The 23,289-nt window shown below is 66.3% G+C and carries 23 protein-coding genes; 10 read left to right on the top strand and 13 right to left on the bottom strand.

Going from position 1 to position 23,289, the window contains the following annotated elements; all coding sequences use genetic code 11:
• Positions 1 to 4: 4 nt before the first annotated feature.
• The 3 genes from HWX62_RS04000 to HWX62_RS03990 all read left to right on the top strand — a co-directional run bounded on the left by HWX62_RS04000 (position 5) and on the right by HWX62_RS03990 (position 2,882).
• A complete protein-coding gene (locus HWX62_RS04000) occupies positions 5 to 1,114 on the top strand; it encodes an alpha/beta fold hydrolase (RefSeq protein WP_244135947.1) in 1,110 nt (369 codons plus the stop codon).
• Between the two features lie 102 nt (positions 1,115 to 1,216).
• Positions 1,217 to 2,116 carry a response regulator transcription factor gene (locus HWX62_RS03995; protein ID WP_347879932.1) on the top strand — a complete coding sequence of 300 codons (900 nt, stop codon included), beginning with the start codon at positions 1,217 to 1,219 and terminating at the stop codon, positions 2,114 to 2,116.
• 109 nt (positions 2,117 to 2,225) lie between these two features.
• Positions 2,226 to 2,882, top strand: a complete 657-nt coding sequence (locus HWX62_RS03990) for a MarC family protein (RefSeq protein WP_244135946.1) — start codon at positions 2,226 to 2,228, stop codon at positions 2,880 to 2,882.
• 849 nt (positions 2,883 to 3,731) lie between these two features.
• On the opposite strand, the gene HWX62_RS03985 is transcribed toward HWX62_RS03990, so the two are convergent.
• On the bottom strand, positions 3,732 to 3,998 hold the full coding sequence (locus HWX62_RS03985; RefSeq protein WP_175985090.1) for a helix-turn-helix transcriptional regulator: 267 nt from the start codon (positions 3,996 to 3,998) through the stop codon (positions 3,732 to 3,734).
• Between HWX62_RS03985 and HWX62_RS03980 the strand changes: the two genes are divergently transcribed.
• A complete protein-coding gene (locus HWX62_RS03980) occupies positions 3,972 to 4,754 on the top strand; it encodes a hypothetical protein (protein ID WP_175985088.1) in 783 nt (260 codons plus the stop codon). The two genes, HWX62_RS03985 and HWX62_RS03980, sit on opposite strands and share 27 nt — an antisense overlap.
• Before the next feature lie 207 nt (positions 4,755 to 4,961).
• Here HWX62_RS03980 and HWX62_RS03975 read toward each other — a convergent pair whose 3' ends face one another.
• Together HWX62_RS03975 and HWX62_RS03970 are read right to left on the bottom strand one after the other, a co-directional pair.
• Positions 4,962 to 5,636, bottom strand: a complete 675-nt coding sequence (locus HWX62_RS03975; protein WP_175929755.1) for a response regulator transcription factor — start codon at positions 5,634 to 5,636, stop codon at positions 4,962 to 4,964.
• A gap of 147 nt (positions 5,637 to 5,783) precedes the next feature.
• Positions 5,784 to 6,038, bottom strand: a complete 255-nt coding sequence (locus HWX62_RS03970) for a hypothetical protein (RefSeq protein ID WP_175929756.1) — start codon at positions 6,036 to 6,038, stop codon at positions 5,784 to 5,786.
• Between the two features lie 316 nt (positions 6,039 to 6,354).
• On the opposite strand from HWX62_RS03970, the gene HWX62_RS03965 reads away from it, so the two are divergent.
• The 3 genes from HWX62_RS03965 to HWX62_RS03955 all read left to right on the top strand — a co-directional run bounded on the left by HWX62_RS03965 (position 6,355) and on the right by HWX62_RS03955 (position 9,731).
• Entirely contained in the window at positions 6,355 to 7,668 is a 1,314-nt protein-coding gene (locus HWX62_RS03965; RefSeq protein WP_175929757.1) for a HAMP domain-containing sensor histidine kinase, read from the top strand.
• Positions 7,669 to 7,756: 88 nt separating this feature from the next.
• On the top strand, positions 7,757 to 8,350 hold the full coding sequence (locus tag HWX62_RS03960; RefSeq protein ID WP_175929758.1) for an N-acetyltransferase: 594 nt from the start codon (positions 7,757 to 7,759) through the stop codon (positions 8,348 to 8,350).
• Between the two features lie 58 nt (positions 8,351 to 8,408).
• Positions 8,409 to 9,731, top strand: coding sequence for an SGNH/GDSL hydrolase family protein (locus HWX62_RS03955; RefSeq protein ID WP_175929759.1), 1,323 nt, complete (start codon positions 8,409 to 8,411; stop codon positions 9,729 to 9,731).
• Positions 9,732 to 9,760: 29 nt separating this feature from the next.
• Here HWX62_RS03955 and HWX62_RS03950 read toward each other — a convergent pair whose 3' ends face one another.
• From HWX62_RS03950 to HWX62_RS03940, 3 genes are all read right to left on the bottom strand, one after another.
• On the bottom strand, positions 9,761 to 10,489 hold the full coding sequence (locus HWX62_RS03950) for a TetR/AcrR family transcriptional regulator (protein WP_175929760.1): 729 nt from the start codon (positions 10,487 to 10,489) through the stop codon (positions 9,761 to 9,763).
• A 179-nt stretch (positions 10,490 to 10,668) separates the two neighbouring features.
• Positions 10,669 to 11,865: an FUSC family protein gene (locus HWX62_RS03945; protein WP_175929761.1), complete on the bottom strand. Its 1,197-nt coding sequence runs from the start codon at positions 11,863 to 11,865 to the stop codon at positions 10,669 to 10,671.
• A gap of 236 nt (positions 11,866 to 12,101) precedes the next feature.
• The gene (locus HWX62_RS03940) at positions 12,102 to 12,608 is read right to left on the bottom strand and encodes a universal stress protein (protein WP_175929762.1); all 507 of its coding nucleotides are present in this window, start codon (positions 12,606 to 12,608) and stop codon (positions 12,102 to 12,104) included.
• A 217-nt stretch (positions 12,609 to 12,825) separates the two neighbouring features.
• On the opposite strand from HWX62_RS03940, the gene HWX62_RS03935 reads away from it, so the two are divergent.
• On the top strand, positions 12,826 to 14,367 hold the full coding sequence (locus HWX62_RS03935; protein WP_175930149.1) for an MFS transporter: 1,542 nt from the start codon (positions 12,826 to 12,828) through the stop codon (positions 14,365 to 14,367).
• A gap of 11 nt (positions 14,368 to 14,378) precedes the next feature.
• Here the strand turns inward: HWX62_RS03935 and HWX62_RS03930 are convergent, their stop codons facing one another.
• The 6 genes from HWX62_RS03930 to HWX62_RS03905 all read right to left on the bottom strand — a co-directional run bounded on the left by HWX62_RS03930 (position 14,379) and on the right by HWX62_RS03905 (position 19,600).
• Entirely contained in the window at positions 14,379 to 15,419 is a 1,041-nt protein-coding gene (locus HWX62_RS03930; RefSeq protein WP_175929763.1) for an alpha/beta hydrolase, read from the bottom strand.
• 125 nt (positions 15,420 to 15,544) lie between these two features.
• A complete protein-coding gene (locus tag HWX62_RS03925; RefSeq protein ID WP_175929764.1) occupies positions 15,545 to 16,060 on the bottom strand; it encodes a universal stress protein in 516 nt (171 codons plus the stop codon).
• Positions 16,061 to 16,215: 155 nt separating this feature from the next.
• Positions 16,216 to 16,401 carry a hypothetical protein gene (locus HWX62_RS03920; RefSeq protein WP_175929765.1) on the bottom strand — a complete coding sequence of 62 codons (186 nt, stop codon included), beginning with the start codon at positions 16,399 to 16,401 and terminating at the stop codon, positions 16,216 to 16,218.
• 194 nt (positions 16,402 to 16,595) lie between these two features.
• A complete protein-coding gene (locus HWX62_RS03915) occupies positions 16,596 to 17,246 on the bottom strand; it encodes a hypothetical protein (protein ID WP_175929766.1) in 651 nt (216 codons plus the stop codon).
• A gap of 341 nt (positions 17,247 to 17,587) precedes the next feature.
• Positions 17,588 to 18,664 (bottom strand): FUSC family protein, encoded by a 1,077-nt coding sequence (locus tag HWX62_RS03910; protein WP_175985085.1) that lies wholly within the window; start codon positions 18,662 to 18,664, stop codon positions 17,588 to 17,590.
• A 156-nt stretch (positions 18,665 to 18,820) separates the two neighbouring features.
• On the bottom strand, positions 18,821 to 19,600 hold the full coding sequence (locus tag HWX62_RS03905) for a lysine/arginine/ornithine ABC transporter substrate-binding protein (RefSeq protein WP_175930150.1): 780 nt from the start codon (positions 19,598 to 19,600) through the stop codon (positions 18,821 to 18,823).
• A 265-nt stretch (positions 19,601 to 19,865) separates the two neighbouring features.
• On the opposite strand from HWX62_RS03905, the gene HWX62_RS03900 reads away from it, so the two are divergent.
• Together HWX62_RS03900 and HWX62_RS03895 are read left to right on the top strand one after the other, a co-directional pair.
• Positions 19,866 to 20,585, top strand: coding sequence for a response regulator transcription factor (locus HWX62_RS03900; RefSeq protein ID WP_175929768.1), 720 nt, complete (start codon positions 19,866 to 19,868; stop codon positions 20,583 to 20,585).
• Entirely contained in the window at positions 20,585 to 22,099 is a 1,515-nt protein-coding gene (locus HWX62_RS03895) for a HAMP domain-containing sensor histidine kinase (RefSeq protein WP_175929769.1), read from the top strand. Before HWX62_RS03900 ends, HWX62_RS03895 begins: the two co-directional genes overlap by 1 nt.
• Before the next feature lie 16 nt (positions 22,100 to 22,115).
• Here the strand turns inward: HWX62_RS03895 and HWX62_RS03890 are convergent, their stop codons facing one another.
• Positions 22,116 to 23,210, bottom strand: a complete 1,095-nt coding sequence (locus HWX62_RS03890) for an AraC family transcriptional regulator (RefSeq protein WP_175929770.1) — start codon at positions 23,208 to 23,210, stop codon at positions 22,116 to 22,118.
• Positions 23,211 to 23,289: the final 79 nt, after the last annotated feature.

Below are 23,289 nucleotides of genomic sequence, written 5' to 3'. Positions count from 1 at the left end.
AGATATGGATCTGTTTTTCATGTCGGCACTGAGCTGGGGGCCGACGGGCGGGCTCGACATCGGCCAGGCGTTTCACGTTGCGTCGACGATCGTCGACGGCGACGCCGACAGCTGGGTCAGCGCGTTCGCCGCTTACGGCGACCGGCAGACCGCCCAGGCCGACACATGGGCGCGCCGCGGCTGGCGTCGCGCGGCAGGCGAAGCACGGTTGAAGGCATTCGCCAGCTACCGTTCCGCAGGGCAGTTCGCCGCCGCGGGCGGTGACGCGTTCGCGACGCTGTACCGTCAGCACCGGACTGCGTTTGCACAGGCGATCGGCGAACTCGCGATTCCGGGCACGTTCTTCGACGTGCCGTTCGAGGCCGCCGCGCTGCCCGGGCTGTTCGTATCGGCGGACACGCCGGATGCGCCGCTGGTGCTGGTCATCGGCGGAGCCGACACGAGCTTCGAGGACTTGTTCCTGTCCGTCGGGCGCAGCATCCACGAGCGCGGATACGCGGTCGCGATCGTCGATCTGCCGGGGCAGGGGAATACCGCGGCGGAAGGCTTGTATTGGCCGACCGAACCCGAGCATGCGATCGGCGCGGTCGTCGGACACCTCGTGCGGCGCTTCGATGTGCGGCCGGGCCGCATCGTGCTGCTCGGGCTGAGCCTCGGCGGCTATTTCGTGACCCGTGCGGCCGGCTACGAGGACCCGGTCGGGGCCGTGATCGCGAGCACGCCGTTTCCGGCGCCCGGCGCGCTTTTCGCCGCCAGCGTGCGCGCGGCGCAGGAAGGGCGCGCGGGCGACGGTGCGAGCTCGGCCGCATTGCGCAGCCGGCAGATGATGCTGTGGAAGGCGGGGGCGGCTTCGCCGCACGCGTTCATCGAGCGCTGGGGCGCCGCGCGTGCCGATCCCGAGCGTGTGACGGTGCCGTTTCTGTCGATCGTCGGCCTCGGCGATTCGCCGATCTTCATCGCGCAAGCACGCGACTGGCATGAGCGGATCGCGTCGAAGAAGAAGGACCTCGTGGAGCTGGACGCATCGACCGGCGCGGACGGTCACTGCCAGGTCAATGCACGTTTGCGGCTCGTGCAGGAAGTCTGCGGCTGGACCGACGAGCTGTTTCGATAACGCCATTGGGCGCAGTCGCGACGTGCGGGTCGAACCGACGCGCGGCGACAGCGGCAGACGAACGGTCGTCGGCGGCAGGTGCCGTGGGCCGGATCGCCGGCGATGTTCGACCGACGCACGCTCCCTGACGGCGCACATCTTTCAATTTTTTTCATCGGCGAACCGGCAAACCCGGTCCGCCTCGCAAAGGCTATGAGAACACTATTGATTGACAACGACATCGAACGCGGCGACGGGCTGCGTCGAGCGCTGACCGGTCAGGGTTTCAGCGTGGACTGGGTTCGCGACGCGGAGGCGGGGCAACTCGCTTTCGCCGGTACCTATTACGCGCTGGTGCTGATCGCGGTCGGCTTGCCGGGGATCGGCGGGATAGCGGTTCTGAAATCGATCCGCGCTCGCGGCGCAACCGTGCCCGTGATGACGCTCGCCGCGCGCGACACCGACGCATGTATCCGGAGTCTGGACAACGGCGCCGACGATTGTCTGCACAGCGCGCTGGAGACCGGCGAAGTCCTCGCGCGCGTCCGTGCGGTACTGCGGCGTCGCGCGGGACATGCGACGTCGCGAATCGGCAGCAAGACGTTGAGCCTCGACCTGGAAACGCGAACGCTTTGCTTCATGGGTGCCGTATCGTCGTTGTCGGTGCGCGAGTTCGCGTTGATGCACGCGCTGCTCGAGAGGCCGGGATCGCTGCGGTCTCGCGCGCAGCTCGAGGACCGGATTTACGGCTGGGGCAAGGAGGTGGAAAGCAATGCGCTCGACGTGCTGATTCACCAGATCCGCAAGCGATTCGGGCGCTCGTTGATCGTCAATGTCCGCGGCGGCGGCTGGATGGCGGGCGGCGAGAACGCCGATGCCGATGCGCGCGCCGAGTCGGACGGGCGGCGTCGTGCGTCCGCGAGCAAGCGGCCCGATCGCGACGCGCCGCCGACGGCCGCCATCATTCATGCGGCACGCGGTCGTGCCGCGGCCGAACGCGCGCGAAACTGGACGACGGCATGATCGACGACACCGGCCGTCCGATCGGCGCGGCACGCGGCGCTGTCGCCCGGTTGGAGGACAGACCTGCGACGGCAAGCGGCCGATACTCCGGTCACCCACGGACCTCGACATGATGCTGCACGAGTTCACGAAAACCATTCTGCTGATCGTCGCTGCACTCTTTCCCGTGATCAATCCTCCGGCCGCCGGCTTGATGGTGTTCAGCGTCGTCCCCGACGCGACATCGGAGGACCGGGAAGAGCTGGCGCGGCGCATCGCGTTCAACAGCCTCGCGATACTCGCGGTATCGCTGTCGATCGGTGCGTATGTTTTGTCGTTCTTCGGCATATCGATGCCGGTATTGCGCGTGGCGGCTGGAATCGTCATCGGAATGGCAGGATGGAACCTGCTGAATGCGCAGCGTGTGGCGCCGGACGAGCAGGCGGGACCGACGCAGCGCGAATCGCTGCGCGCCAGGGCGTTTTATCCGCTGACCCTTCCGTTCACCGTCGGGCCCGGTTCGATCGCGGTGGCGATCGCGTTGGGCACGGGCTCGCCACGCGAAGGACTGGCTCCCGTTCACTTCCTCGGCGTCGTTGCCGCATTGGCCATTCTGTGCGCGAGCATCTATGCGAGCGTACGCTTCTCGGCGGTGATCGAGGCACTGCTCGGCAAGACCGGCACGCAGGCCGCGATGCGGCTGTTCGCGTTCGTGCTGTTCTGTATCGGCGTGCAGATTTTCTGGCTCGGCGTCGAGGAATTGCTGACGTCGCTGCGGTTTCACTGAGCGGCACGGCGTGCCGCACGATCGAACGCGGATTTTCATGGCGGAACGACGGCGTTTCGGCCGCAACGCGGCGATGGAACAGACTGCACTGTCCAAGCCGCAGGCAGCGGCGGGCAGCGATTGCACCGGCCGCGTTCGACCGAGACGGCATCCGGCGATCAAGCCGATGTCGTACGTGCTTTCCAGCGCACACATCAAGTCAGCCGCACGAACGGAATAGCGCGTGTGCGCTTGCATCGCGTCCGCGACTGGCGCCGACCGTTTCGGATGCTCACGCTGCGCTCATTCAGCAGCGCGATCATGAATCCCGCAGCAAATCGTTTCTTCGGCTCCCGACATCGACATCTCGGCGGAAAACATCATGTTCAAACCTCGTCCTATGCTCATCGCAGCCGTGTTAGCGGCATCCGTCCTTGCCACCGGAACCGCCGTCGCCAGTCAAGGCTGCGGCCCTAACGGGTGGCGCGGCCCCTGGGGCTACTGCCGCTACGCGGCACCGGTTTACGTCGCACCTCAACCGGTGATTTATCCGCCACCGCCGCCGCCCGCTTCCGTCTGCCCGCCGGGATACTGGATCGGCCCGTGGGGACATTGTCGCAACACGCCCTATCACGGACGCCTGCCGAACGGCACGTGGCAATGACCGATGTGCGGTAGCGGGCGACATGCGAACCGATGCGCATGCGTCCGCACCGCGCGCTGTTGCCGTGCGTGTGTGCCAGTCATCGCCGGTTTCGCACGGCGTGACACACATCGGTCAGGAAATCCGGTCTGTCGACAGCTGTCGCGCGCGACGGCTCGTTTGCACTCTGTACCGTCGAGCGCATCCGCGGCAGCGCGGCGCGTATGTCAACCCAACGCGCCGACCAGCGCGGTCAATTCGCACTGTCGTGTGACGCCGAGTTTCAGGAACGCACGCTTTTTGTACGTGATCACGCTGGTCGGTGCGACGCCCAGCATCGCCGCGATCGTGCGTGATGTTTCTCCGCGCGCGAGCAGTCTCGCGACAGCCCGTTCGCGCTCCGACAGTCCGGCGTTCCACGCCTGCTCGAGGTCGCGCGGCACGTTGCGCACGGCACCGACCCGAAGATGGATGTCGGCAAGCGCGGCGATCACGTCGATCGCGGCGGCAATCGCAGCGCGATCGTCGTCGCAGAACGGCCGGCTGCCGGGGTGTCGGTACAAGCCGAGTATCGCGGTGCCGCCGCCGCGCGGCATCACGATGAAGCAGCGATCGGCCATCGGTACGGGGCCGTACACGATTCGATTCGCGCATGCGTGCGTCGATCGATGCAGCAGGAGCGGATCGCGCCGCGCGCGCGCCGTCGCTGTCGAACGTTCGGCGGCACGCCACGCACCGAATACGCTGGTGCATGCACGCGCTTCGGAAGACGGATCGAAACACGGCCCCGCGCTGTGCGATGCGGAACACGACAGCGCGGCATCGTCCGGATCGGCGTCGACGAGCAACGCGCAGTCGATCGCGACGATTCCGTTCAGCGCATGGGCCAGCGTCGCGACGAAATCGTCGAAGCCGGCGGCGCGCACACATTCGGCAAACTGGGTGGAGGTGAAGGTCTGCATGGCCGTTACGTCGCTGCCCGCCCCGTGTGCAGTTGCGCGTATTGCGGGAAGCGCGACGCGTTCGACCGGACCACGACGCTGCACGAGGTGTACAGCGAACGTCCGGCGACGACCGACGCGAGAAGCGGAGCACAGGCGGGCAACAGGTTCATCGACGTTCCATCGAGCGGGGCGGCCCGACGGATCGGGTACGCATATGTTTCCATTGGTAAGATTTTCGCGGCGATGCTCGCTTCGGTCAATACATCTTTCCATTGGAAATATTTATTGGCGAAGCAAATGCATTGACGCCGTTGCGCGGCACGTCCGCTGCGTGCGTGGGGCGTCGCATCGGAGTGGCGGTTCAGGCCCGACCGCTGGCGGCGAGCGGTCCGTCACCCATTTGTCGGATCGGTGAAGCCGGTTGGGCAAGCCCGGCTTGCCTGCGTCGCGGAAAACGGTGCAGCGCGGCGGGGACCGGCCGAAACGCGCGTGTCAAGCGCACGATGCGGCGGGTCAGTTCAGGTGGTCCTGATCGAGTATCACGGTCCACCCGATGCCGCGGACGTTGCGGATCACCGATTGCCCGAACTTCTTGCGGATCGAGTAGATCAGTACGTCGATCGCATTGCTTTCGATCTCCCGGCCCCATCCGTACAGTTTGTCTTCCAGTTGCTCGCGCGACAGGATCGTGCCTGGCCGTTCGAGGAAGGCAAGCATCAGCGCGAACTCGCGGGACGTCAGTGCCAGCTCGACACCGTGGCAGCTGAGCGTGCGCTTGTCGAGATCGAGGCATAGCGATTCGTCGCCGAGCCGCGACGCCGCGTAGCCGGCCTTGCGCCGCATTACGGCCCGTACGCGGGCGAGCAGCTCGCGGACCTGAAACGGCTTCGCGAGATAGTCGTCGGCGCCGAGGTCCAGGCCTTGCACGCGCGTGTCGACATCGTCGCGCGCAGTCAGGATCAGGATCGGCACTTCCTTGTGGCTCGCACGCACGGATCTCAGCACGTCGAGGCCGCTCATGCCGGGCAGTCCGAGATCGAGCAGCACCGCGGTGTATTCGAACGCATCGATCGATGCGCGTCCCGTCGCGCCGTCGCGCACCCATTCGACACCATAGCCGGCGTCGGACAGTGCGCGCAGCAGGCTCTGCCCGATCGACAGGTCGTCTTCAACCAGTAGCAATCTCATGATTCGGTATCACAGTGATCCAGTCCTGCTTGGTCGGACGCGGCCGGTATCGTCGTGCAGGCGAAGGCGCGAGGAAGCGGCCTGCTCGGGAGGTCGGGAAAAGGGCCGGAGAGCGTGCGTTGCGTCCGATGCGCACGTCCGGCGGCGTCAATGCGTGGCGTCGGCTGCGGCCGCACGCATTTCGGTGCGCGCTTCCTGCAGCAGGCTGATCGCACGCGCCGCATGTCCGTGCATGTCGTAGTTGTTCGCGCGCTGCGCGTCGTGCAGGCGCGCGATTGCGTTCTGCGCATCGCTGTCCGCCGCTGCAATGTTGGGATGCCGCGCGAGATCGTCCGCGCGCGTCGCGGACGCGGCTGCCGCAAGCGCGAGCGCGGCCGTTGCTGTCGCGAGTTTTCTGATCAATCGAATCTCTCCGTGAAAGGAATCGGAATCGGCGCCCGTCCGCGATCGTATGCGTCGAGCGTCGTGTCATTCCGGAGGCCATTCTAGGGTGGGCGTCGGCACGCGTCTGTCCTCTCGCGGAAGGACATGTCGTGTGCCGTGACGATGCGGTCACGCGTGTCGACATAAATATTTCCACTGGAAAGATTGTGTGATATCGTTCGCTGGCGCGTTGCGTCAGGCGGCGCGGAATGCAGCATGCGCCGATGCTCGCGCGGTCGGATCGGCATGCGTCACGGATGGCCGGCAATGCGTTAATACGAGTCAGAGCATCAACATGAATCATTCGCTTCGAGGGCGGCTCGCGTCCGCACTGTGCATGCTGGTGGCGGTGTTCGCGATCGTCCAGGGTCTCAGTTCCTATCAGCTGTCGAAAGCGGGCATGAGCGCATTGCTCGATTTGCGGCTCGAGCAGGTGGCGAACCGGATGCACGGCGACCTGGCCGACCTGCTGCCGGCGAGTGCAACGCGCGCTTCGCAACCGGAACGCGACGTGGTCGTGACGATCTGGAAGGACCGGCAGTCCACGCCGTACCGCAGCACCGAACCAACACTGCGGTTGCCACGCGATGCAGCGGACGAATTCGCGTCCGTGACGATCGATCGCGAGCGCTGGCGCGTCTATACGCTGCACGACCGCGATCGCGTGATCCAGGTCGCGCAACGGTCGGCCGTGCGAGCGGAGCTGGCCGAGCAGAACGCGGTCAAGACGCTGTGGCCGATGTTCGTGCTGATCCCGCTCGTCTGCGTGCTGGTGCTGATCGTGATCAACTGGTCGCTGGGGCCGCTGGACGGGCTCGGCGAGGAAGTGCAGCGGATCGACGTGAGCCGGCTGCAGACGTTGTCCGTCGCGCACGTTCCGGTCGAGATCCGGCCGTTCATCGACTCGATCAACCGGATGATCGAGCGCCTCGCGAAGTCGATCGACGCGGAGCGCAAGTTCATCTCCGATGCCGCTCACGAATTGAGAACGCCGTTGACTGCGCTTCAGATCCAGGCGACCAATCTCGCGCGCGACATCGTGCCGGACAATCAGCAGCGTTTTCGCGAACTCCAGAGCGGCATCGCGAGAGGCGCGTGCGTGGTCGAACAGCTGCTCGGCCTCGCGCGGGCCGAGACCGCGGTGTGCGCGGCTGCGGTGACGCGTGTCGACGTCACGTCGGTCGTCGTGAACGCGATCGCGGACGTGCTGCCCATCGCGACGAGCCGCAACATCGACATCGGCGCCGACGATCTGCTGTCCGTGCACGTGAACGCGGTCGCGTCCGACGTCAGCATCGCGGTGCGGAATCTCGTCTGCAATGCGATTCGCTATACGCCCGACGGCGGGAAGGTAGACCTGTGTGTGCGCCGGGCCGGCGACGTAGCGTGGATCGATGTGATCGACACCGGCCCGGGTATTCCGGAGCACTTGCTGTCCCGTGTGTTCGACCGCTTCTTTCGCGCAAATACCGAGATCGAAGGAACGGGCCTCGGATTGTCGATCGTACAGGCCGTCGCGGCTCGATACGGTGGCGTTGCGATTCTGCGCAATCGCGACGACGGACCATCCGGACTCGTCGCTTCGATCAGTTTCCCCGCGCACGCATAGCTGCGGACACGGTGTTCGGAGCGCTCATTTTCCGCTCAGACACGAACGCTAGATTGGTTGCTCACGCATCACGATGAAGGAGAGCGTCATGAGCGACCTCGTCAGCGCGCAGCCGCGCCATATCGACGAACTCGTCGAATTGATCTGTACGACCGGTCCGTATCGAACCGCAGTGGCAAACAATCTGGAAGGGCTAGACTATCGTGCGTTTCTCGCGCGATTTCTCGTAGAGCCGCGTCTCGGAAGTTCGTACGTGCTGCTCGACTCGGCGCGTGGCGGCAAGGTCATCGGAGCATTGGTCTGCGCTCCGTTGACGGACTATGTGCCGACCGACTGGAGCCGGTGTTCGCGGCACGGTATCGACGGCCTGCATGCGCCTTTCAAGCATCTGCAGGTTCCGGAAAGCTTTTACATCGATACGCTCGCGGTCGCTTCCGACATGCAGGGCAAAGGCATCGGCAAACGGCTGTTCCGCGAAGCCGAAGCGATGGCGAGCGCGGCCGGCTACCGGGACGATCTGTCGCTGACGGTCAGCGCGAGTGCGACCGGCGCGATCGGCTTCTATCACGCGATGGGGTTGATCGTCACCGATTGCGTACAGATGAAGCTGCCCGCATTTCCGCCGTTTCTGCTGATGCGAAGCGCATCGCAATTTCTGTCGTACGAGCGAGTATGCAACTGAGCGTCACGGACTGCGCACGCGGCGCGACGACCGGCGCGTTCACACCGGAGGACGGCGCATGAACACGCCTCTCCTGCGGCGGCTGTCGCGATTCGCGGTGTTGCTTGTCGCGATCATGCTGACCGGATGCGACGGGACGACGCCCGCGCCCGCGCGCGATCGACCGGGTTCGGATGCCGATGCCACGCATCCCGCCGGTGCACTGCCGGACGCATCGGAGCAGACGTCGACCTACCTGCGCTGTTACTACCGGAAGTCCGACGACCCATTCCGCTTCGATGTGGGGTACGTATGGGCCATCGATCCTCACACCGACTGGTTCTATCGGCTGCCGGGCGGGTGGCGCGGCGACGATACGCGTCGGTGGGCACCGATCTTCCCTACGACCGACTCGACGAACGAACTGCGTTCTCTGTGCGAAGGCAGCCTGCGGCGCCACGGCATTACCGCGGAGCTCACGGGGTGGGCTGCGCGCGCGAACGCGTTCGCGATCGACGCGACGCCGTGGAGTGCCGGCGGACCCGGCGCGCGGATCGATCGCGTCGTCGCATTCGGCGACAGTCTGTCGGACACGCACAACCTGTACGACGCTACGTACGGACGCGTTCCCGACGGGACATCATGGTTCGACGGCCGTTTCACCAACGGCCGCAACTGGGTGGAGTATCTGGCAGACGATCTGAACGTGCCGCTCTACGATTGGGCGGTGGGCGGCACCGGCGTTTCGGATCGTCGCGTATTGCAGTGGGTGGAGATGCCGGGGCTGCTGTCGCAAGTGCGCGACTGGCGGCGCGCGACGCGCGCAGATCGATCGTACGATCCGGCCCGGACGCTGTTTACCGTGCTGGTGGGTGGAAACGATCTGATTTATTTCGATACGCCGCCGGACGAGATTCTCGCGAAGGAGCGCGAGGCGATCGACGTGCTGATCGATGCGGGCGCAAAGAATATTCTCGTGCTGAATCTGCCTGACGTTTCGCGCGCACCGATCTTCAAGCTGAAAGGCGGCGCAGATCGCGCGGCTGCGCAGGTCGAAGCGATCAATGTCGGTTTGCGCACGATGATTGCGTCGATGCAGGACGAACACGCAGGCAGCGTCAACATCCAGCTATTCGATACGCATGCGCTGTTCGCGCGTCTGTTCGACGAGCCGCGCGTGTATGGTTTTTCGAATAGCACCGAATCGTGTCTGGAGATGGACAGGACAGGTTTGTCGAACTTCATGGAAAGCCACCGCCCGCGACCGGCATGCCGGAACCCCGATACGTTCGTGTTCTGGGACGTCCTGCACCCGACGACGCGCACGCACCGGCTCCTGGCCGATCGCGTCGCGGCGTTCGTGCATCTGCACTTTCCCGCGGCCGCGGCGCGTGAGTCGTGATCGGGATCGCGACGCGCGATCCTTTCGCGTCACCGCTGCTTGGTGTCGTCGCGAGATGTGCTTTGAACGAGGCGTATGTGCTCGATCGCGGCGGAGACGAGATCCGCGGCATCGCGCACGCCTTCGGTGGCGCTCGCCAATGCGTTCAGACGACCGTCGATCAACAGGCTCGCCAGCCCGTGCACGAACGCCCATGCGGACGTCATGCCGATCGCCTGCTTGATGTCGGGGCCGCCATATTGATCGCCGTCGCGCGCGGACGCATCGTCGATTCCGTGCAGGCGCGCGAGCGCGCGCGCATTGATCCGGCGTGCCTCGGCAAGTGCGGGCCGCGTGGCGTCCAGCAGCTCGTTGCGCGACATCAGACGGAACAGATCGGGGTTGTCCACTGCGAAGCGCACATACGCATGCGCGACGGCCTGGCGGCCTGCATGCATCGCCTTCACGTTTTCGGTCGCGCTGGAGAGTGCGGACGCGAGTCGGCGATGGCCGCTGGCCGCCAGCTCGCTCAATACGCCCGACATATCGCCGAAATGATGCTGAGCCGCGGTGTGCGAAACGCCGGCTTCGCGGGAAATGGCCCGGAGCGTCAGCCCACGCATGCCGTCGCGGCGCAACACGATTTCCGCGGCATCGAGCAGTGCCTGAGGCAGTGCGCCATGGTGATAGGGCTTGTCGGAAGAGGCGCGGGCGGTGCTCTTCCCGGCCTGCGCTTTCGATGAACGCGAAGCGCGCTGGCTTCCTGTCCCTTGAGTCATAGTTGCCGGAGTCGATAAGGATGGCCGACTCTAACAAAAAGAGTCAGCCCAGTCAAAAACGCAGTATGTGCCAAAACGACCGTGCGGCGGCTCGCGGTGCCGGGCGAAATGCGCGTCCCGGTACGCGACGAAGCGTCGTGCGGCGAGCGGCTCTCACGCATGCGCGCGGTGTTCGCCGATCATCGCAGTGCGCTTGCGTCGAGATCGCCGCTGCCCGCGCGCGCATGGTCGCCGTGTACGGGCCATACGACGCGTATCGCAAGCATCACGAGCGACAGTACGATGACACCCGTCAGGATTCCGCAGAAGCGCATCAGCGCCGGATGCGGATCGGCCGACCAGTGATGATCCTGCACGAACACCATGACGAACGCTACCGCGAACTGTCTGCCGACGTAGCTCGCGCCTTCGGCACCGTTCTGCACGTGGCAGCCGGCCCACACGCCGAACGACAACGCCAGCATGCACGGTAGCGCCGCGCCGTTGATCAGCGGCAGCAGCATTACGCCGAGCGCACCCGCCAGCACGCACCCGATCAGGCGCTGCATCATGCGCTCACGCACGGCTGCCGGCGTGCGATCGACGAGCGCGTCGGCGGGCAGGATCAGCAGTGCTATCGATGTCACCATCGCCTGTGCGCTGCCGGGCAAATGTACGACGTAACCGAACGCCGCCATCACGGCGGTCGCGAGCGCCGCGCAGATGCCGAGCCGTACGCGCGCGGCGCCCGTGGACGTCCGCACGACGACGTCGTTATGGCCCCATGCGCCGATGTCCGTCCGGCACGTGGCGGAGGGGACGCGCACCGACACGCGAGGATGACGGGCAACGATGCGTGTCACGACCGTGGCGACGAGCACGCACGCCAGTGTGCCGACCGCGACTTCCGCCACCCGCGAAAGCGCAAAGTCCAGCGTCGTGCGCGCCGAGCCGAGCACGCGCGCCTCCGCGATCACCATCGTCGCGGTGACGCCGCCGAGCACCCACGCGTACGACGACGCCGAAGCGTTTGCCCGCAGCACGGTGCAGCCCGCTACCGCGCCGAGCACGGGCACGACGAGCCAGGGGCGATCGGCGATCCACGGTCCCGCGAGCACGCCGAACGCGGCGCCGGCGAGTGTGCCGAGCATTCGATGAGCGCCGCGCTCGATGCAGCCGCGGACGCTGTCGCGCAATATCGCAAAGCCGCTGATCGCTGCCCACCACGTGTGCTCGAGATGCAGCATGCGCGCGAGCAGCACCGCGAGTGCGACGGACAGCACCGCCTGCACGTTGAACAGTGCGCGCGTGCGGGTGCCTTTCCACGCTCGGAGCTCGCGGCCCAAAGCGGTGACGGCAGCAACGCCGTCCAGTGCGAGTGAGCTGAACAGGGTCATGTGGTGAGCCGTAAGACCTTCGATGGACCGGTGCACGAAATCCGGACCGGATGACGCGTTTCGTCCGTCGCAGCGGTAAGCCGAAAACGCACGCCGGGACGACGCCGCAGCGCGTATATCATTCCAATGGAAAGATTTTGGGCGAGAAGCGGACTATCGTCAAGTGTCGGATCGAGCGGCGAGCGTGATCGGCGATGTTCCGGATCCGGTCGAGCCGATGTGAGCCGCGCATGGCGCTACGCACGTCCGGTTGCGCGAGCCGTCGTGCATGGCGGTGCGCCGCGACGCATCGGGTCGGCGGGTATCGGCCCGGACACGCGCCGGACCGCCGCTCGCGTATCGCGCACGACTTCCGCTGCAATATCGTCGCGGAACCATAGCCAGCGGTCGTGCTGCGTGGTGCCGAGCAGAACCAGATCGGCTTCGATGGCGTCCGCGAACGCGGCAATGGCCTGCCCGACCGTATGCCCGTAAGCGGGCAACCGAAGAACGTGCGTGTCGACGGCGCAGCGCCGCGACACGAACCACTGCTCGGCGGCCGACACGATCTGCCGGCTCTGCGCCTGCATCACTTCCATCGCGAGGCCGCAGTCGAAATCGGCTGCGCCGATAAAGCAGCTCGCCGTATCGATCACGTTCAACAGCATGATCGATGCGCCGCGCTCGCGCGAAGCCGCCACGGCGTGCGCGAACACGTGCTCTGCCGTGCGTACACTGACTGCAACAAGGATCGGGCCGGTCATTTTCGAACTCCTGTCGGCCTGAAGGACCGGTGACGATGCGTCCATTGTCGGAATGCGGAATGAGCGTCCCGTGAGCGCATCCGGTGTTGTACCGCAGCGGCACGCACCGCTCGCGCGGCCGTTTGTCGTCTCGAAAGAGGGCAGACGCCGGCGTCACGGCGCAATAAAGTTGCACGATGCGTTATTGCGTTCCCGACTACCTTTTTCGACATCCGCGATGAGCGAATCGACCGACTCCTGTCCGCGCGCGCCGCACGACCGACGATGGTGGCTGTTGACCGGCGTGTGCATTGCCAGCTTTCTCGGCTGCATCGACTTCACGATCGTCAATACCGCGATCCCGGCGATCCAGATCGATCTGCGCGCCAGCGTCGCGCAGAGCCAGTGGATCGTCACCGCGTTCCTGATTGCGCTTTGCACCGGCATGATCGCGGCCGGTCGGATGGCGGACCTGTATGGCCGGCGCCGCGTGCTCTATGTGGGGCTGGCGGTATTCGGTGTGTCCTCGATTGGCGCAGGGTTGGCGGCCGCTATCGATGTCGTGATTGCGTTTCGCTTCGTGCAAGGCATCGCGTGCGCGGTGCTCTATACGGCAACGACCGCGATCGCGTCGGCGACGTTCGGGGAAGCGGAGCGCGGCAGGGCGCTCGGCATTCTGTTCGGATCGAACGGCATCGGCCTCGCGATCGGCCCCGTCGTCGGCGGCCTGCTGGTCGGTGCGCTCGGCTGGCGCGCGATCTTTCTGGCGAACGTGCCGTTCGTCGCGCTCGGCGTTGCGCTGTGCCGATACGGCAGCCGCGACGTGCCTGACGTCAAGGTGCGCGGGCGGATCGACTGGATCGGTCTCGTTCTGCTCGCGATCGTCGTGCCGCTGCTGCTGCTCGGCATCACGCAGGGCACGCATTGGGGCTGGGCTTCGTTCAGGACGCAGGCGTCATTCATTGTCGCGGTCGTGCTGTTTGCGGTGCTCGTGCGCGTCGAACGCGCGGCGTCGTCGCCGCTGATCCGCTTCGACCTGTTCTCGAACGGGGACTTCGTGCGGGCCGGCATCGCGACTTCGTCGCTGGCGTTCTTTTATTGCGCGGCGTTCTTCCTGATGCCGCTCTACCTGAAAATCGTCGCGGGGTTCGGCGACCGGATGATCGGGGTCATGCTGCTTCCGACCACCGCGCTCATTGCACTGCTGTCCCCGTTCGTCGGACGGGCGACCGATCGCATCGGGCCCGTCTGTTTCGTCGCGGTCGGTTTCGTGTTGCTGGCGACATCGGCCGCGATGCAGGCGGAATTTCCGCTGCCCGTTTCGATGGGGCGCGTGATTGCAGCGTTTGCCGTGATGGGTGTCGGCTGGGCCTGCATCCTGGGGCCGTCGACGGTGCTCGCGCTCGCGTCGGTTTCGGAAGCGGGCGGCGGCACGGCGGTTGGCACGAGCTGGACGTTACACAATCTCGGCGGGGCGACGGGACTTTCGATAGCGACGACCGTCTATCAGGTTTTCGCCGGCCGCTGGCTGTCCGGCGCGTTGGCGACACGCGTCGGGATCGACCCGAAGCAATTGGCTGCGCTCGTCTCGGATCCGCTGTCGGGCGGCGAGCGATTGTCACGTCTGGGCATCGCCGGCGACGCGGTTCGCGATCTCGTCACGCAGTATTTCATGCACGGCTACCGCGCATGCATGGTGATGCTGGTCGCCGTGTCGCTGTTCGCGTGTTGCGCGGTCACGATCACCCGAGTGGCGCGGTTTCGTTTGTCCTGGCTATGATGCCAGCCGCATCAATCGTCGGAGCGCCTGGTGTCCGATTGCAGGATGAATGCATCGATTGCAGCGGCGAGCTCGCGAGGATACTGAAACATCATCGCGTGGCCTGCGGAGCGCACGACGAGCAGTTGCGCACCGGCGATCGTGCCGGCAAGTGTCTCGGCGTTGCTTGGCGGCAATACCGTGTCGTCGTCGCCCGCGAGCACGAGCGTCGGCAGCGACAGTCGGTGAAGCGCGCGCGCCGCATCGGCATCTGTCGACCAGTTGCGCAGCAGTGAGGATTGCCCGGCCGTCACGGTCGCGGAGATTTCGGGAAGCGTGTAATCGGGCGGTACGAACATCGCGTCGCGGAAGCATCGTTCGGCGAGCGGTAACGCGGCACTCGGGAAAAGTACCGACATCACGTCGTCGAACGTCGTGCCTGGTGTGCCGGACAGCGTTGCGTCGACGGCGGGCGCGATGCGCGCCGCGGGCGATCCCGGCGCCGGTGCGGCCATCAGCACGATCCGCCGCGCGGCGTGAGGGTATTCGATCGCGAACTGCGCGGTAACGGCGCCGCCCATCGACCATCCGACGACCGTCACGTCCTTCAGCGCGAGCGCATCGATCAGTGCGTGCAGATCGGACGCCATGTCGCGCACGGTGAAGCGAGCGGCGTCGGGAATCGAACGCCCGATCCCGCGATTGTCGAAAACGATCACGTCGTGATGCTGCGCGAGGCGATGGACGAAATCGGCGTTCCATTCGCCGATGCTTGCGCGAAAGCCCGTCTGCAGCACGATCGGGCTGCCGCTCCCGAAGCGGTAGTACGCGATGTCGCCGTTCGCCGTATGTGCGATTCGCTCGCGAAGCGCAACCGCCGGTACGCGGTCGCGGGCGACGGCCGCGCAATCGGGGCCGGCAGGGTAGCTGGCGGTGCGCGCGGAAACGGGGATGTTCAGTGCGCCGGCCATCAGCACCGCGAGCGCGGCCTGGTGAAGCGACGGACAGCGCGCATCGCGCGATGGGCGTGGGCTGTCAGGTACGTGATCGGCGGGAAGAATCGGGTGTGACATCACCGGCCTCCTGAGTCGTTGTTTTCAGCGCGTTCTTTTGAAACATCGATCGGTATGCGGCCCGTGTGGGCCGACGCGATCGCGATGTACCCCGCACGCCACGCGTGCCGACATCGCGGAACCGCTCAGGCTTGCCACCGACGCTGCCGATGACGTACGCCCGGATGCGCATCGGCGAGATGTGCGGTTTTTTGAGTCGCAGGACGCTCGTCGACGATTTGAATCGGCGTGGACGTCGCTCTGCGCAACGTCGTCGCGACGTCTTCGCTGACGACGCGCCACCATGCGTGTTTGCGTGCGCCGAGCAGCACGCGTTCGGCATTCGTCGCAGTGCAGACCGACGCGATCTGACGGCCGATGCGCGAGCCTGAAACGGGCAGCGTCAGCAGATGCGCGTCGGCTCCGCGTGCATTGCGGTCGAGCGTCGTCATCGCGCGGTCGAGCGCTGCTCGCCCGTAGGCAAGCATCGCACCAACGACCAGGCCGTAATTGCAATCGCCTACGCCTGCATAACAGTGGGTCAGATCGATGACGTGGACGGCCGCGATGCGCGCATCGCGCTCGCGTGCGGTCTCGAGCGCGGCGGCGAGAAACGCGTCGGTGAAGTTGTGATTGATCGCAACGACAATGGTCTTGGACATGTTCGGGCTCGGCTGACAAAAGGAAACACGGGAAACATCGGACGGACCGGATTGCGACATCGTCGTCCTGATGTGCTCGAATGAGATCGGGATGAGTCGGGTCGCTTGCGCAGACGCGTATCGCGCCGTCAACGTAAAGCGGGCGCGGAACGACATCAGTCGCGCCCGTCGCGCCGACGATCGTCGTACGGCAGCGAGAACGGCGCATGATTCGCCACGAAATAGTGACTGTGGCTTGTAAGGTCGACGGGACCGGTGAAATGGTCGAGATATACGTCGCGCTGGAGGTTTCCCGTGAGTACCAGGTTGGCGAACAGCTTCGCGAGCAGCTTGTCGATCATGATCTTCTCCTGGAGGTGGAGCACCGCACGCCGTGCGGATGCGCTTGTCGATGCCGAAAATCCTACGTGCCGGAAATGAGCGCTACGTGAGGCGACGGTGTCGTTCGGGAGGTGCGACGGGGCGCGGCGGCGAGGCACGAGCCTAGGCCGGCGATTTGCGCGATATGGGTTCCGCATTCCTTTTCGCGCACACGTCAACGGATAAGGAATGCGGTGCTGTCGCGGTTGTAAAGCCAATACGTCCAGCCGGCCGGCCCATGTACCACCATGAACGCGACTAAGGCGCAGACGACAATGGTGCCCGCCAGCGCGAGTCCGATCGTGCGCAGTTTCGGTCCATTGCGGCGCGTGTCGGAGCGCACGTTGTGCGTGGTCCCGTCGCTCGTTCGCGTGTTCGTGACCGGAGCGGACCGCGCTCGCCGCTCTGCCAGGATCACCGGCCGAAGCAACACGGCTACTTCGCGATACGCAACGGTCAGCGTGCTCGCGCCTGCATGCCGCCAGCCGTCCGGCGCAGTCCCTGGCGCGAAGAAGATCAATTCGTCGCCGCGGCCGTAGCGACGGACGGAATCCACGACGGACTGTCGGGCCGCGAGCGTGGCTCCGACCCGATCGGCGAGTTCCGTCGGTTCGGGAGCGGCCGGTACATGTCGGTTCGCTGCTGCGTCGCGATCGCGTGCCGGAAGCTCGGCATGCGAAATGAAAGCGGCTCCACGCGGTTCCGCGGCGAACGATCGCATGCGTGTTGCATCAGCGAGCGACCGCGCGTCGCCCGTCGGTGTGAAACGGAGGCCGATTTGCTCGCCGGGTCCGGGAGCACGATACGTGTCGCGTCGGGCAGTCATGTGTTTTCCTTGGGGTCGGACGGGCGACGCTTCGTACCGCGACCGAGAGAATGCTCGTTCCTGCGATGCGGGACCGCGCCGTACGTTGCGATGCCGTTTTAGCGGGTTCGAAGGCTTGGTCGATTTCAGTCGTCACGCTGTCGACGTACGGTTGCGTCTCCTGCTCGGGCCGCAGCGCATTCGATGCGCTCGCGCTTCACCGACGTCGCCTTTTTCCGTCGCCGCTTTCGCCATCGCGGTTGCAATGAATCGAACGTAGCCGCCGTGCATGAGCTCGAAGTCAGGATTTGAAACTAAGTCGGGCGGGCACATCCGGCCGCTGCCCGGGCGTCTCGTCGACGCTACCGTCCTGCCTTCAAAGGAAAGATCAGCTTCGCGCAAACGAGCCCGAGCGTGCCGCCGATCGACGTTTCCCACGCGCGTGCCGCGAGCACCGGAATCGAATGCACGCCACTTGCGGCAAGGGTCACGATCAGCGCAAAAGCAGACGCACCGCAGGCAATGTCGTAGCGATCGGGCAGCGCCATCGCGTAGACGACCATCGCGAGCGCCGCCATCGCCCATGCGACGAGCGGCAGGTGCTCCGCAAGCGGCAGGCAGGCGAGCGCGACAGGCACCCCGACCAGCGTGCCGCAGATGCGCCATCGCACCCGCTCGGCAGTTCCCGTCGACGACGTCGCGACGACGTACACGCACGCGGTGATCGCACACACCGATTCGGTGAGGCCAAACGCGCCGTTCAGCAACACGACGACAAGCGCTCCGCTCGCTGCCTGCAGGCCCATGGCCAACGCCGGCGATATTGCGCGTCCGCCGTGTTCCGCCGCGGCGTCGAGTGCCGGCCGATCGGCGGCGCGTTCTTCGGTCGGGGTCAGCAGGCGCGGGACGATCGCAGCGACCCAGGCGATGAGCAACGCAAGGGCGATGGTCGACGTATCCGCGGGCTCGATCCGCATCGTGTACGCCGCCAGTTGACCGATATAAAGCTGCGAGCCGATGCCCGCGCCGACCGTGCCGAAGCGCTTCGAATAGCCGACGCAAAAAGCGCCCGTGACAAGGATCAGCTCGGCGCCTGCGCGGCTGTGCTCGACGAGCCAGGGCCCGAACGACGCGAACGTCAGTGCGCCGAGTGCCCCAGCAGTGCAAAGGACAACGAGATCGCGGCTGGATTCCGTGCGTGTCGCACGCGTGTCCGACACGCTAGCCCATAGCGCAAACGTTGCGGCCAGCGTGGCGACCGATGCGGCGGTGTGCGCGTGCCGGGCGAAGCCGCCCCACGATCCGATGGCCGTCGCGAGGGCATAAACGACCACGAGCCTTATGCCCTTGATGCGTCGATGGGCGCCCGGGTCGACGCGAGCGAGCCAGACGACGAGTTTCGACGTGGTGCGGGCACCGGCGTCAGCGATACCGTTCATCGAGGTTCCCTTTAGACGTATGTCGCGCGCGCTGGATGCGCGTGCGTCCGGGGTGCAGTCGGCTGGCGCCGGCTGCCGGGAATCGACTGTACCGCCGCAGAATGAGCAGACAATGAGCGGTGCCGCATGCGACGCGGCCCGGACCGAAGTGCGTCGTCAGTTCCCGTACACGTCGAAACTGAAATACTTGCTCGCGATCTTGCGATACGTGCCGTCCGCGAGCATCGCCGCTATCGCGCGATCGATGCGGGCTTTGAGGTCGGTATCCTGTTTTCGCAAACCGACCGCGGTGCCGACGCCGAAAATGTCCGGGTCGGACAGTGGCTCTCCGGCGAATGCATAGCCGGCACCCGCCGCGGTATTCAGAAAACCGTACTCGGCCTGCGCCGCGTTGGTCAGCGTGGCGGCGAGCCGGCCTTCCAGAAGGTCCGCATAGACGAGTTGCTGATCGTCGTACGACACGACGGTCACGCCTTCGGGCGCCCAGAAGGTCTGCGCATAGCGTTCCTGAGTCGACCCTTGAACCACGCCGACCCGTTCGCCTTTCAGCGATGCCGGCGTCGGCAGCAAGCCGCTGTCTTTCCTCGCGACGAGCCGGGAGGGGATGTCGTAGAGCTTCGATGAGAAGGCGATCTGTTCGGCGCGCTCCGGCGTGATCGACAGCGCCGACAGGATGCCGTCGAACTTTCGCGCCTCGAGCGCGGGGATGATGCTGTCGAAGTCGCTCTCGACCCACACGCATCGCACATGCATGCGACGGCAGATCTCGTCGCCGAGATCGATGTCGAAGCCGGCGAGGCGCCCGTCCGCTCGTTGCGAATGAAACGGCGGGTAGCTCGTCGCGGCGCCGAATCGAACGGTCGTCCAGTTGTCTGCATGGGCGCTCGCTGCCCAGATCGCCAGCAGCGATACCGCCAGAAGATGTCGTTTCCTCATCGGCACTCCGTCCGTGCGCGTCATGGTTGGACGGAAACTGTATGGCCCGTGCATGAGCGGATACTTAGCCCCGAGCCGAATGTCTTGCGAATATTGGCTCGCGGTACAGGCGCGGTCCAAAGATAAACGAAATGTGATCACTCGCTGCCGTAAAATTTTGCACAATGACGGCAGCGCGGCCTTCCGCCGCGCTTCGACCCGGACCGCCGATCGCCGCCCGACAACCCTTTCCGAGCCCCGCTCCCGCTTGCCGCCGCCCACCGCCATGGACCAACCGAAACGTATCCTGATCGTCGAGGACGACGCCGACATCGCCGACGTGCTGAGCCTGCACCTGCGCGACGAACGCTACGAGGTCGTGCACAGCGCGGACGGCGCCGAAGGGCTGCGCCTGCTCGAACAGGGCAACTGGGACGCGCTGATCCTCGACCTGATGCTGCCGGGCGTCGACGGCCTCGAGATCTGCCGGCGCGCGCGGGCGATGACGCGCTACACGCCGATCATCATCACGAGCGCGCGCTCGAGCGAGGTGCACCGGATCCTCGGCCTCGAACTCGGCGCCGACGACTACCTCGCGAAGCCGTTCTCGGTGCTCGAACTCGTCGCGCGCGTGAAGGCGCTGCTGCGGCGCGTCGATGCGCTCGCGCGCGATTCGCGGATCGACGCGGGCACGCTCGACGTCGCGGGGCTGACGATCGACCCGATCGCGCGAGAAGCGAGCGTCGACGGCACGCGCATCGACCTCACGCCACGCGAATTCGACCTGCTGTATTTCTTCGCGCGGCACCCGGGCAAGGTGTTCTCGCGGATGGACCTGCTCAATGCGGTGTGGGGCTACCAGCACGAAGGCTACGAACATACGGTCAACACCCACATCAACCGCCTGCGCGCGAAGATCGAGGCCGATCCGGCCGAGCCCGTGCGGATCCTCACCGTATGGGGCCGCGGCTACAAGCTCGCTGCACCCGGCCAGCGGGATACGTGATGAAGCTGACCCTCACCCAGCGGCTGTCGCTCGCGTTCTCGATCCTGCTGCTCGCGTGCTCGGGCGCGTCGGCGTGGCTGCAGATCCGTGCGAACGACATGCGCGAAAAGGAAGTCGTGCAGGCGCTGTCGCGCGACCTGGCCGCCAACATCGCGGGCAGCGCGCCGCTGATGGACGCGAACGGGCTGCGCCCCGACGCCGTGCGCACGCTGTTCGGCCAGTTGATGGGCGTGAACCCGAGCGTCGAGGTGTACCTGCTCGACAACGCGGGACGCATCAAGGGCGACGATGCGCCGCCGGGCCACGTGAAGCGCGACCGTGTCGACCTCGCCCCCGTGCAGCGCTTCATCGCGGGCGAGCCGCTGCCGATCCTCGGCGACGATCCGCGCAGCCCCGATGCGCGCAAGGTGTTCAGCGCCGCGCCGCTGCAGCGCGCGGGGCAGCCGCCGTCGGGCTACATCTACGTGGTGCTGCTCGGCGAGGCGCATGACCGGCTCGCCGCGCGCGTCGACGCCGGCAACGTGCTGCGCACGACGCTATGGTCGATGGCGATCGTCGCGCTGCTCGGCCTGCTCGCGGGCCTCGTCGCGTTCAGCTTCATCACGCGCCCGCTGCGCCGGCTGACGGCCGCGATGCGCGGCTTCGACGCGAACGGCGCATCCGGCGCGCGCGGTGCGCCCGACATGCCGCCGCCGGTGCTGCGCTTGCCGTCGGGCCGCCGCGGCGACGACATCGCGGTGCTCGAATCCGCGTTCGCGCAGATGGCCGACCGGATCGGCGACCAGTGGCGCGCGTTGACGCGCCAGGATCAGCAGCGGCGCGAACTGATCACGAACATCTCGCACGACCTGCGCACGCCGCTCACGTCGCTGCACGGCTATCTGGAGACGCTGTCGCTGAAGGCCGACACGCTGGCCGAGCCCGAGCGGCGGCGCTACCTGTCGATCGCGCTCGCGCAGAGCGCGAAGGTCGGGCGGCTCGCGCAGGCGCTGTTCGAGCTCGCGCGGCTCGAATCGGGCGGCGTGCAGGCCGAGCGCGAGCCGTTCTCGCTCGTCGATCTCGTGCAGGACGTGTTCCAGAAATTCGAGCTGGCCGCGCAGTCGCGCGGCGTCGCACTGCATGCGCGGATCCCGCCGCGCGTGCCGGTCGTATCGGCCGATCTCGGGATGATCGAGCGCGTGCTCACCAACCTGCTCGACAACGCGCTGCGGCATACGCCTTCGCAGGGCGAGATCGAGATCGCGCTGGAGCCGCGGGGCGATCGCGTGGTCGTGACCGTATCGGATACCGGCGAAGGGATTCCGGCGGCGCGGCGCGAGGGGCTGTTCCAGCGGCCGCAGCGGCCGACGGGCGGCGGCTCGGCGACGAGCGGCGGGCTCGGCCTGTTGATCGTGCACCGGATGCTGGCGCTCAACGGCAGCCGCATCCGGCTCGTCGACCGGCCCGGCCGCGGCGCGGTGTTCGAGTTTGCCCTGGCGGTCGCGTCGCCGGCGGCGGGCGACGGCGCGCGCTGACCGCGGTCGGCAGGCGCTACTTGCCGCGCTTGCGCCGCACGTCGCTCGGCGTCGTGCCGGTCCAGCGCTTGAACGCGTGACGGAATCCGACCGCGTCGCTGAAGCCGAGCGCCAGTGCGATGTCCTCGGTGCTGAGCGTGGTCGTGCCGAGGTAGTCGATCGCGAGCGCCTTGCGCACGCTCGTCAGCAGTTCGCTGTACGACGTGCCTTCGGCTTCGAGCTTGCGGCGCAGCGTGCGCGAGGTCATGCACAAGATCCCGGCGATCGCGTCGATGTCGGGGAATTGTCCCGGCGTGCGGGTGAGCTCCTCGTACACGCGTCGCGTGATGCCCGACTGGCTGCGCAATTCGTCGAGCAACTGCGCGCAGTGCGACGACACCTGCGCGGCGGTGATCGGATTCGCGAGCTGCGGCGCGCGCGTGAGCCATGCCGCCGGATAGCTGAGCACGTGATGCGGCTGGTCGAACGCGATCGGGCATTCGAGCGCGTCCGCCAGCAGCGCCCCGTGCGGCGGCTCCGGCTGCGCGAACTGCGCGCGCGCGGGCACGCACCATCCACCCATCACGTCCTTGATGATCGTCACGTGCAGCGCGAACTGCATGTCGATCAGGAAACGGTACAGCGACTCGTCGAGATCGGGCAGGGCGACTTCGTGCCGGCCAGGAAACAGCCACGATGCGGTATCGCCCTGTTCGATCCAACGGATCGGCAGCATGCCGTTCGCGAGCCGGTGATACTTGACGGCCGAATCGAACGCGCGCGCGAGCGATTCCGAGCACAGCATCGCGTAACCGTACATGCCGTAGCTCGACGCATGCAGCCGGCGGCCGACGCGCACGCCGAGGTCGGTGCCGCCGTACCGGCCGACCGCATTGCGCGCGGCCGTCAGGAACTGCAGCGGCGACGTGAGCGTGAACGCGTCCGTGACGTCGGCCTGCGTGAGGCCGGTGCCGGCGAGTACGGCCGCCGGATCGACGCCGGCTTGCGCGGCCACCTCGACCAGCACGGCGAGCTTGGCCGGCGTGAAGCGCTGCACGCGCCACGCGTGGGCGGCGTCGGGCAGCGGGGGGAGACGGGCGTCCGTCGGTTTCAACTGCGCACTGCGCGACATGGCGGGATCCTGCGTCCGAATCGATATCGTTGACGGCATGCCATTCTGCTCGGGAACGGTTCCATCCGCCACCGGGTTC

It is taken from the genome of Burkholderia sp. BCC0506 (assembly GCF_902833145.1).
Lineage (GTDB): Bacteria > Pseudomonadota > Gammaproteobacteria > Burkholderiales > Burkholderiaceae > Burkholderia.
Note: the sequence above shows the minus strand (reverse complement) of the source record. Positions and strands in the feature narration are given on the sequence as shown.

What these genes read in the sequence shown, in the direction of transcription:
- HWX62_RS03900 (WP_175929768.1), top strand. Translation starts at nt 19,866, where the DNA reads ATGGACCAACCGAAACGTATCCTGATCGTCGAGGACGACGCCGACATC.
- HWX62_RS03990 (WP_244135946.1), top strand. Translation starts at nt 2,226, where the DNA reads ATGATGCTGCACGAGTTCACGAAAACCATTCTGCTGATCGTCGCTGCA.
- HWX62_RS03915 (WP_175929766.1), bottom strand. Translation starts at nt 17,246, where the DNA reads ATGACTGCCCGACGCGACACGTATCGTGCTCCCGGACCCGGCGAGCAA.
- HWX62_RS03955 (WP_175929759.1), top strand. Translation starts at nt 8,409, where the DNA reads ATGAACACGCCTCTCCTGCGGCGGCTGTCGCGATTCGCGGTGTTGCTT.
- HWX62_RS03950 (WP_175929760.1), bottom strand. Translation starts at nt 10,489, where the DNA reads ATGACTCAAGGGACAGGAAGCCAGCGCGCTTCGCGTTCATCGAAAGCG.
- HWX62_RS03935 (WP_175930149.1), top strand. Translation starts at nt 12,826, where the DNA reads ATGAGCGAATCGACCGACTCCTGTCCGCGCGCGCCGCACGACCGACGA.
- HWX62_RS03975 (WP_175929755.1), bottom strand. Translation starts at nt 5,636, where the DNA reads ATGAGATTGCTACTGGTTGAAGACGACCTGTCGATCGGGCAGAGCCTG.
- HWX62_RS04000 (WP_244135947.1), top strand. Translation starts at nt 5, where the DNA reads ATGGATCTGTTTTTCATGTCGGCACTGAGCTGGGGGCCGACGGGCGGG.
- HWX62_RS03890 (WP_175929770.1), bottom strand. Translation starts at nt 23,210, where the DNA reads ATGTCGCGCAGTGCGCAGTTGAAACCGACGGACGCCCGTCTCCCCCCG.
- HWX62_RS03995 (WP_347879932.1), top strand. Translation starts at nt 1,217, where the DNA reads ATGTTCGACCGACGCACGCTCCCTGACGGCGCACATCTTTCAATTTTT.
- HWX62_RS03965 (WP_175929757.1), top strand. Translation starts at nt 6,355, where the DNA reads ATGAATCATTCGCTTCGAGGGCGGCTCGCGTCCGCACTGTGCATGCTG.
- HWX62_RS03960 (WP_175929758.1), top strand. Translation starts at nt 7,757, where the DNA reads ATGAGCGACCTCGTCAGCGCGCAGCCGCGCCATATCGACGAACTCGTC.
- HWX62_RS03895 (WP_175929769.1), top strand. Translation starts at nt 20,585, where the DNA reads ATGAAGCTGACCCTCACCCAGCGGCTGTCGCTCGCGTTCTCGATCCTG.
- HWX62_RS03945 (WP_175929761.1), bottom strand. Translation starts at nt 11,865, where the DNA reads ATGACCCTGTTCAGCTCACTCGCACTGGACGGCGTTGCTGCCGTCACC.
- HWX62_RS03925 (WP_175929764.1), bottom strand. Translation starts at nt 16,060, where the DNA reads ATGTCCAAGACCATTGTCGTTGCGATCAATCACAACTTCACCGACGCG.
- HWX62_RS03905 (WP_175930150.1), bottom strand. Translation starts at nt 19,600, where the DNA reads ATGAGGAAACGACATCTTCTGGCGGTATCGCTGCTGGCGATCTGGGCA.
- HWX62_RS03930 (WP_175929763.1), bottom strand. Translation starts at nt 15,419, where the DNA reads ATGTCACACCCGATTCTTCCCGCCGATCACGTACCTGACAGCCCACGC.
- HWX62_RS03920 (WP_175929765.1), bottom strand. Translation starts at nt 16,401, where the DNA reads ATGATCGACAAGCTGCTCGCGAAGCTGTTCGCCAACCTGGTACTCACG.
- HWX62_RS03910 (WP_175985085.1), bottom strand. Translation starts at nt 18,664, where the DNA reads ATGAACGGTATCGCTGACGCCGGTGCCCGCACCACGTCGAAACTCGTC.
- HWX62_RS03940 (WP_175929762.1), bottom strand. Translation starts at nt 12,608, where the DNA reads ATGACCGGCCCGATCCTTGTTGCAGTCAGTGTACGCACGGCAGAGCAC.
- HWX62_RS03980 (WP_175985088.1), top strand. Translation starts at nt 3,972, where the DNA reads ATGGATGTCGGCAAGCGCGGCGATCACGTCGATCGCGGCGGCAATCGC.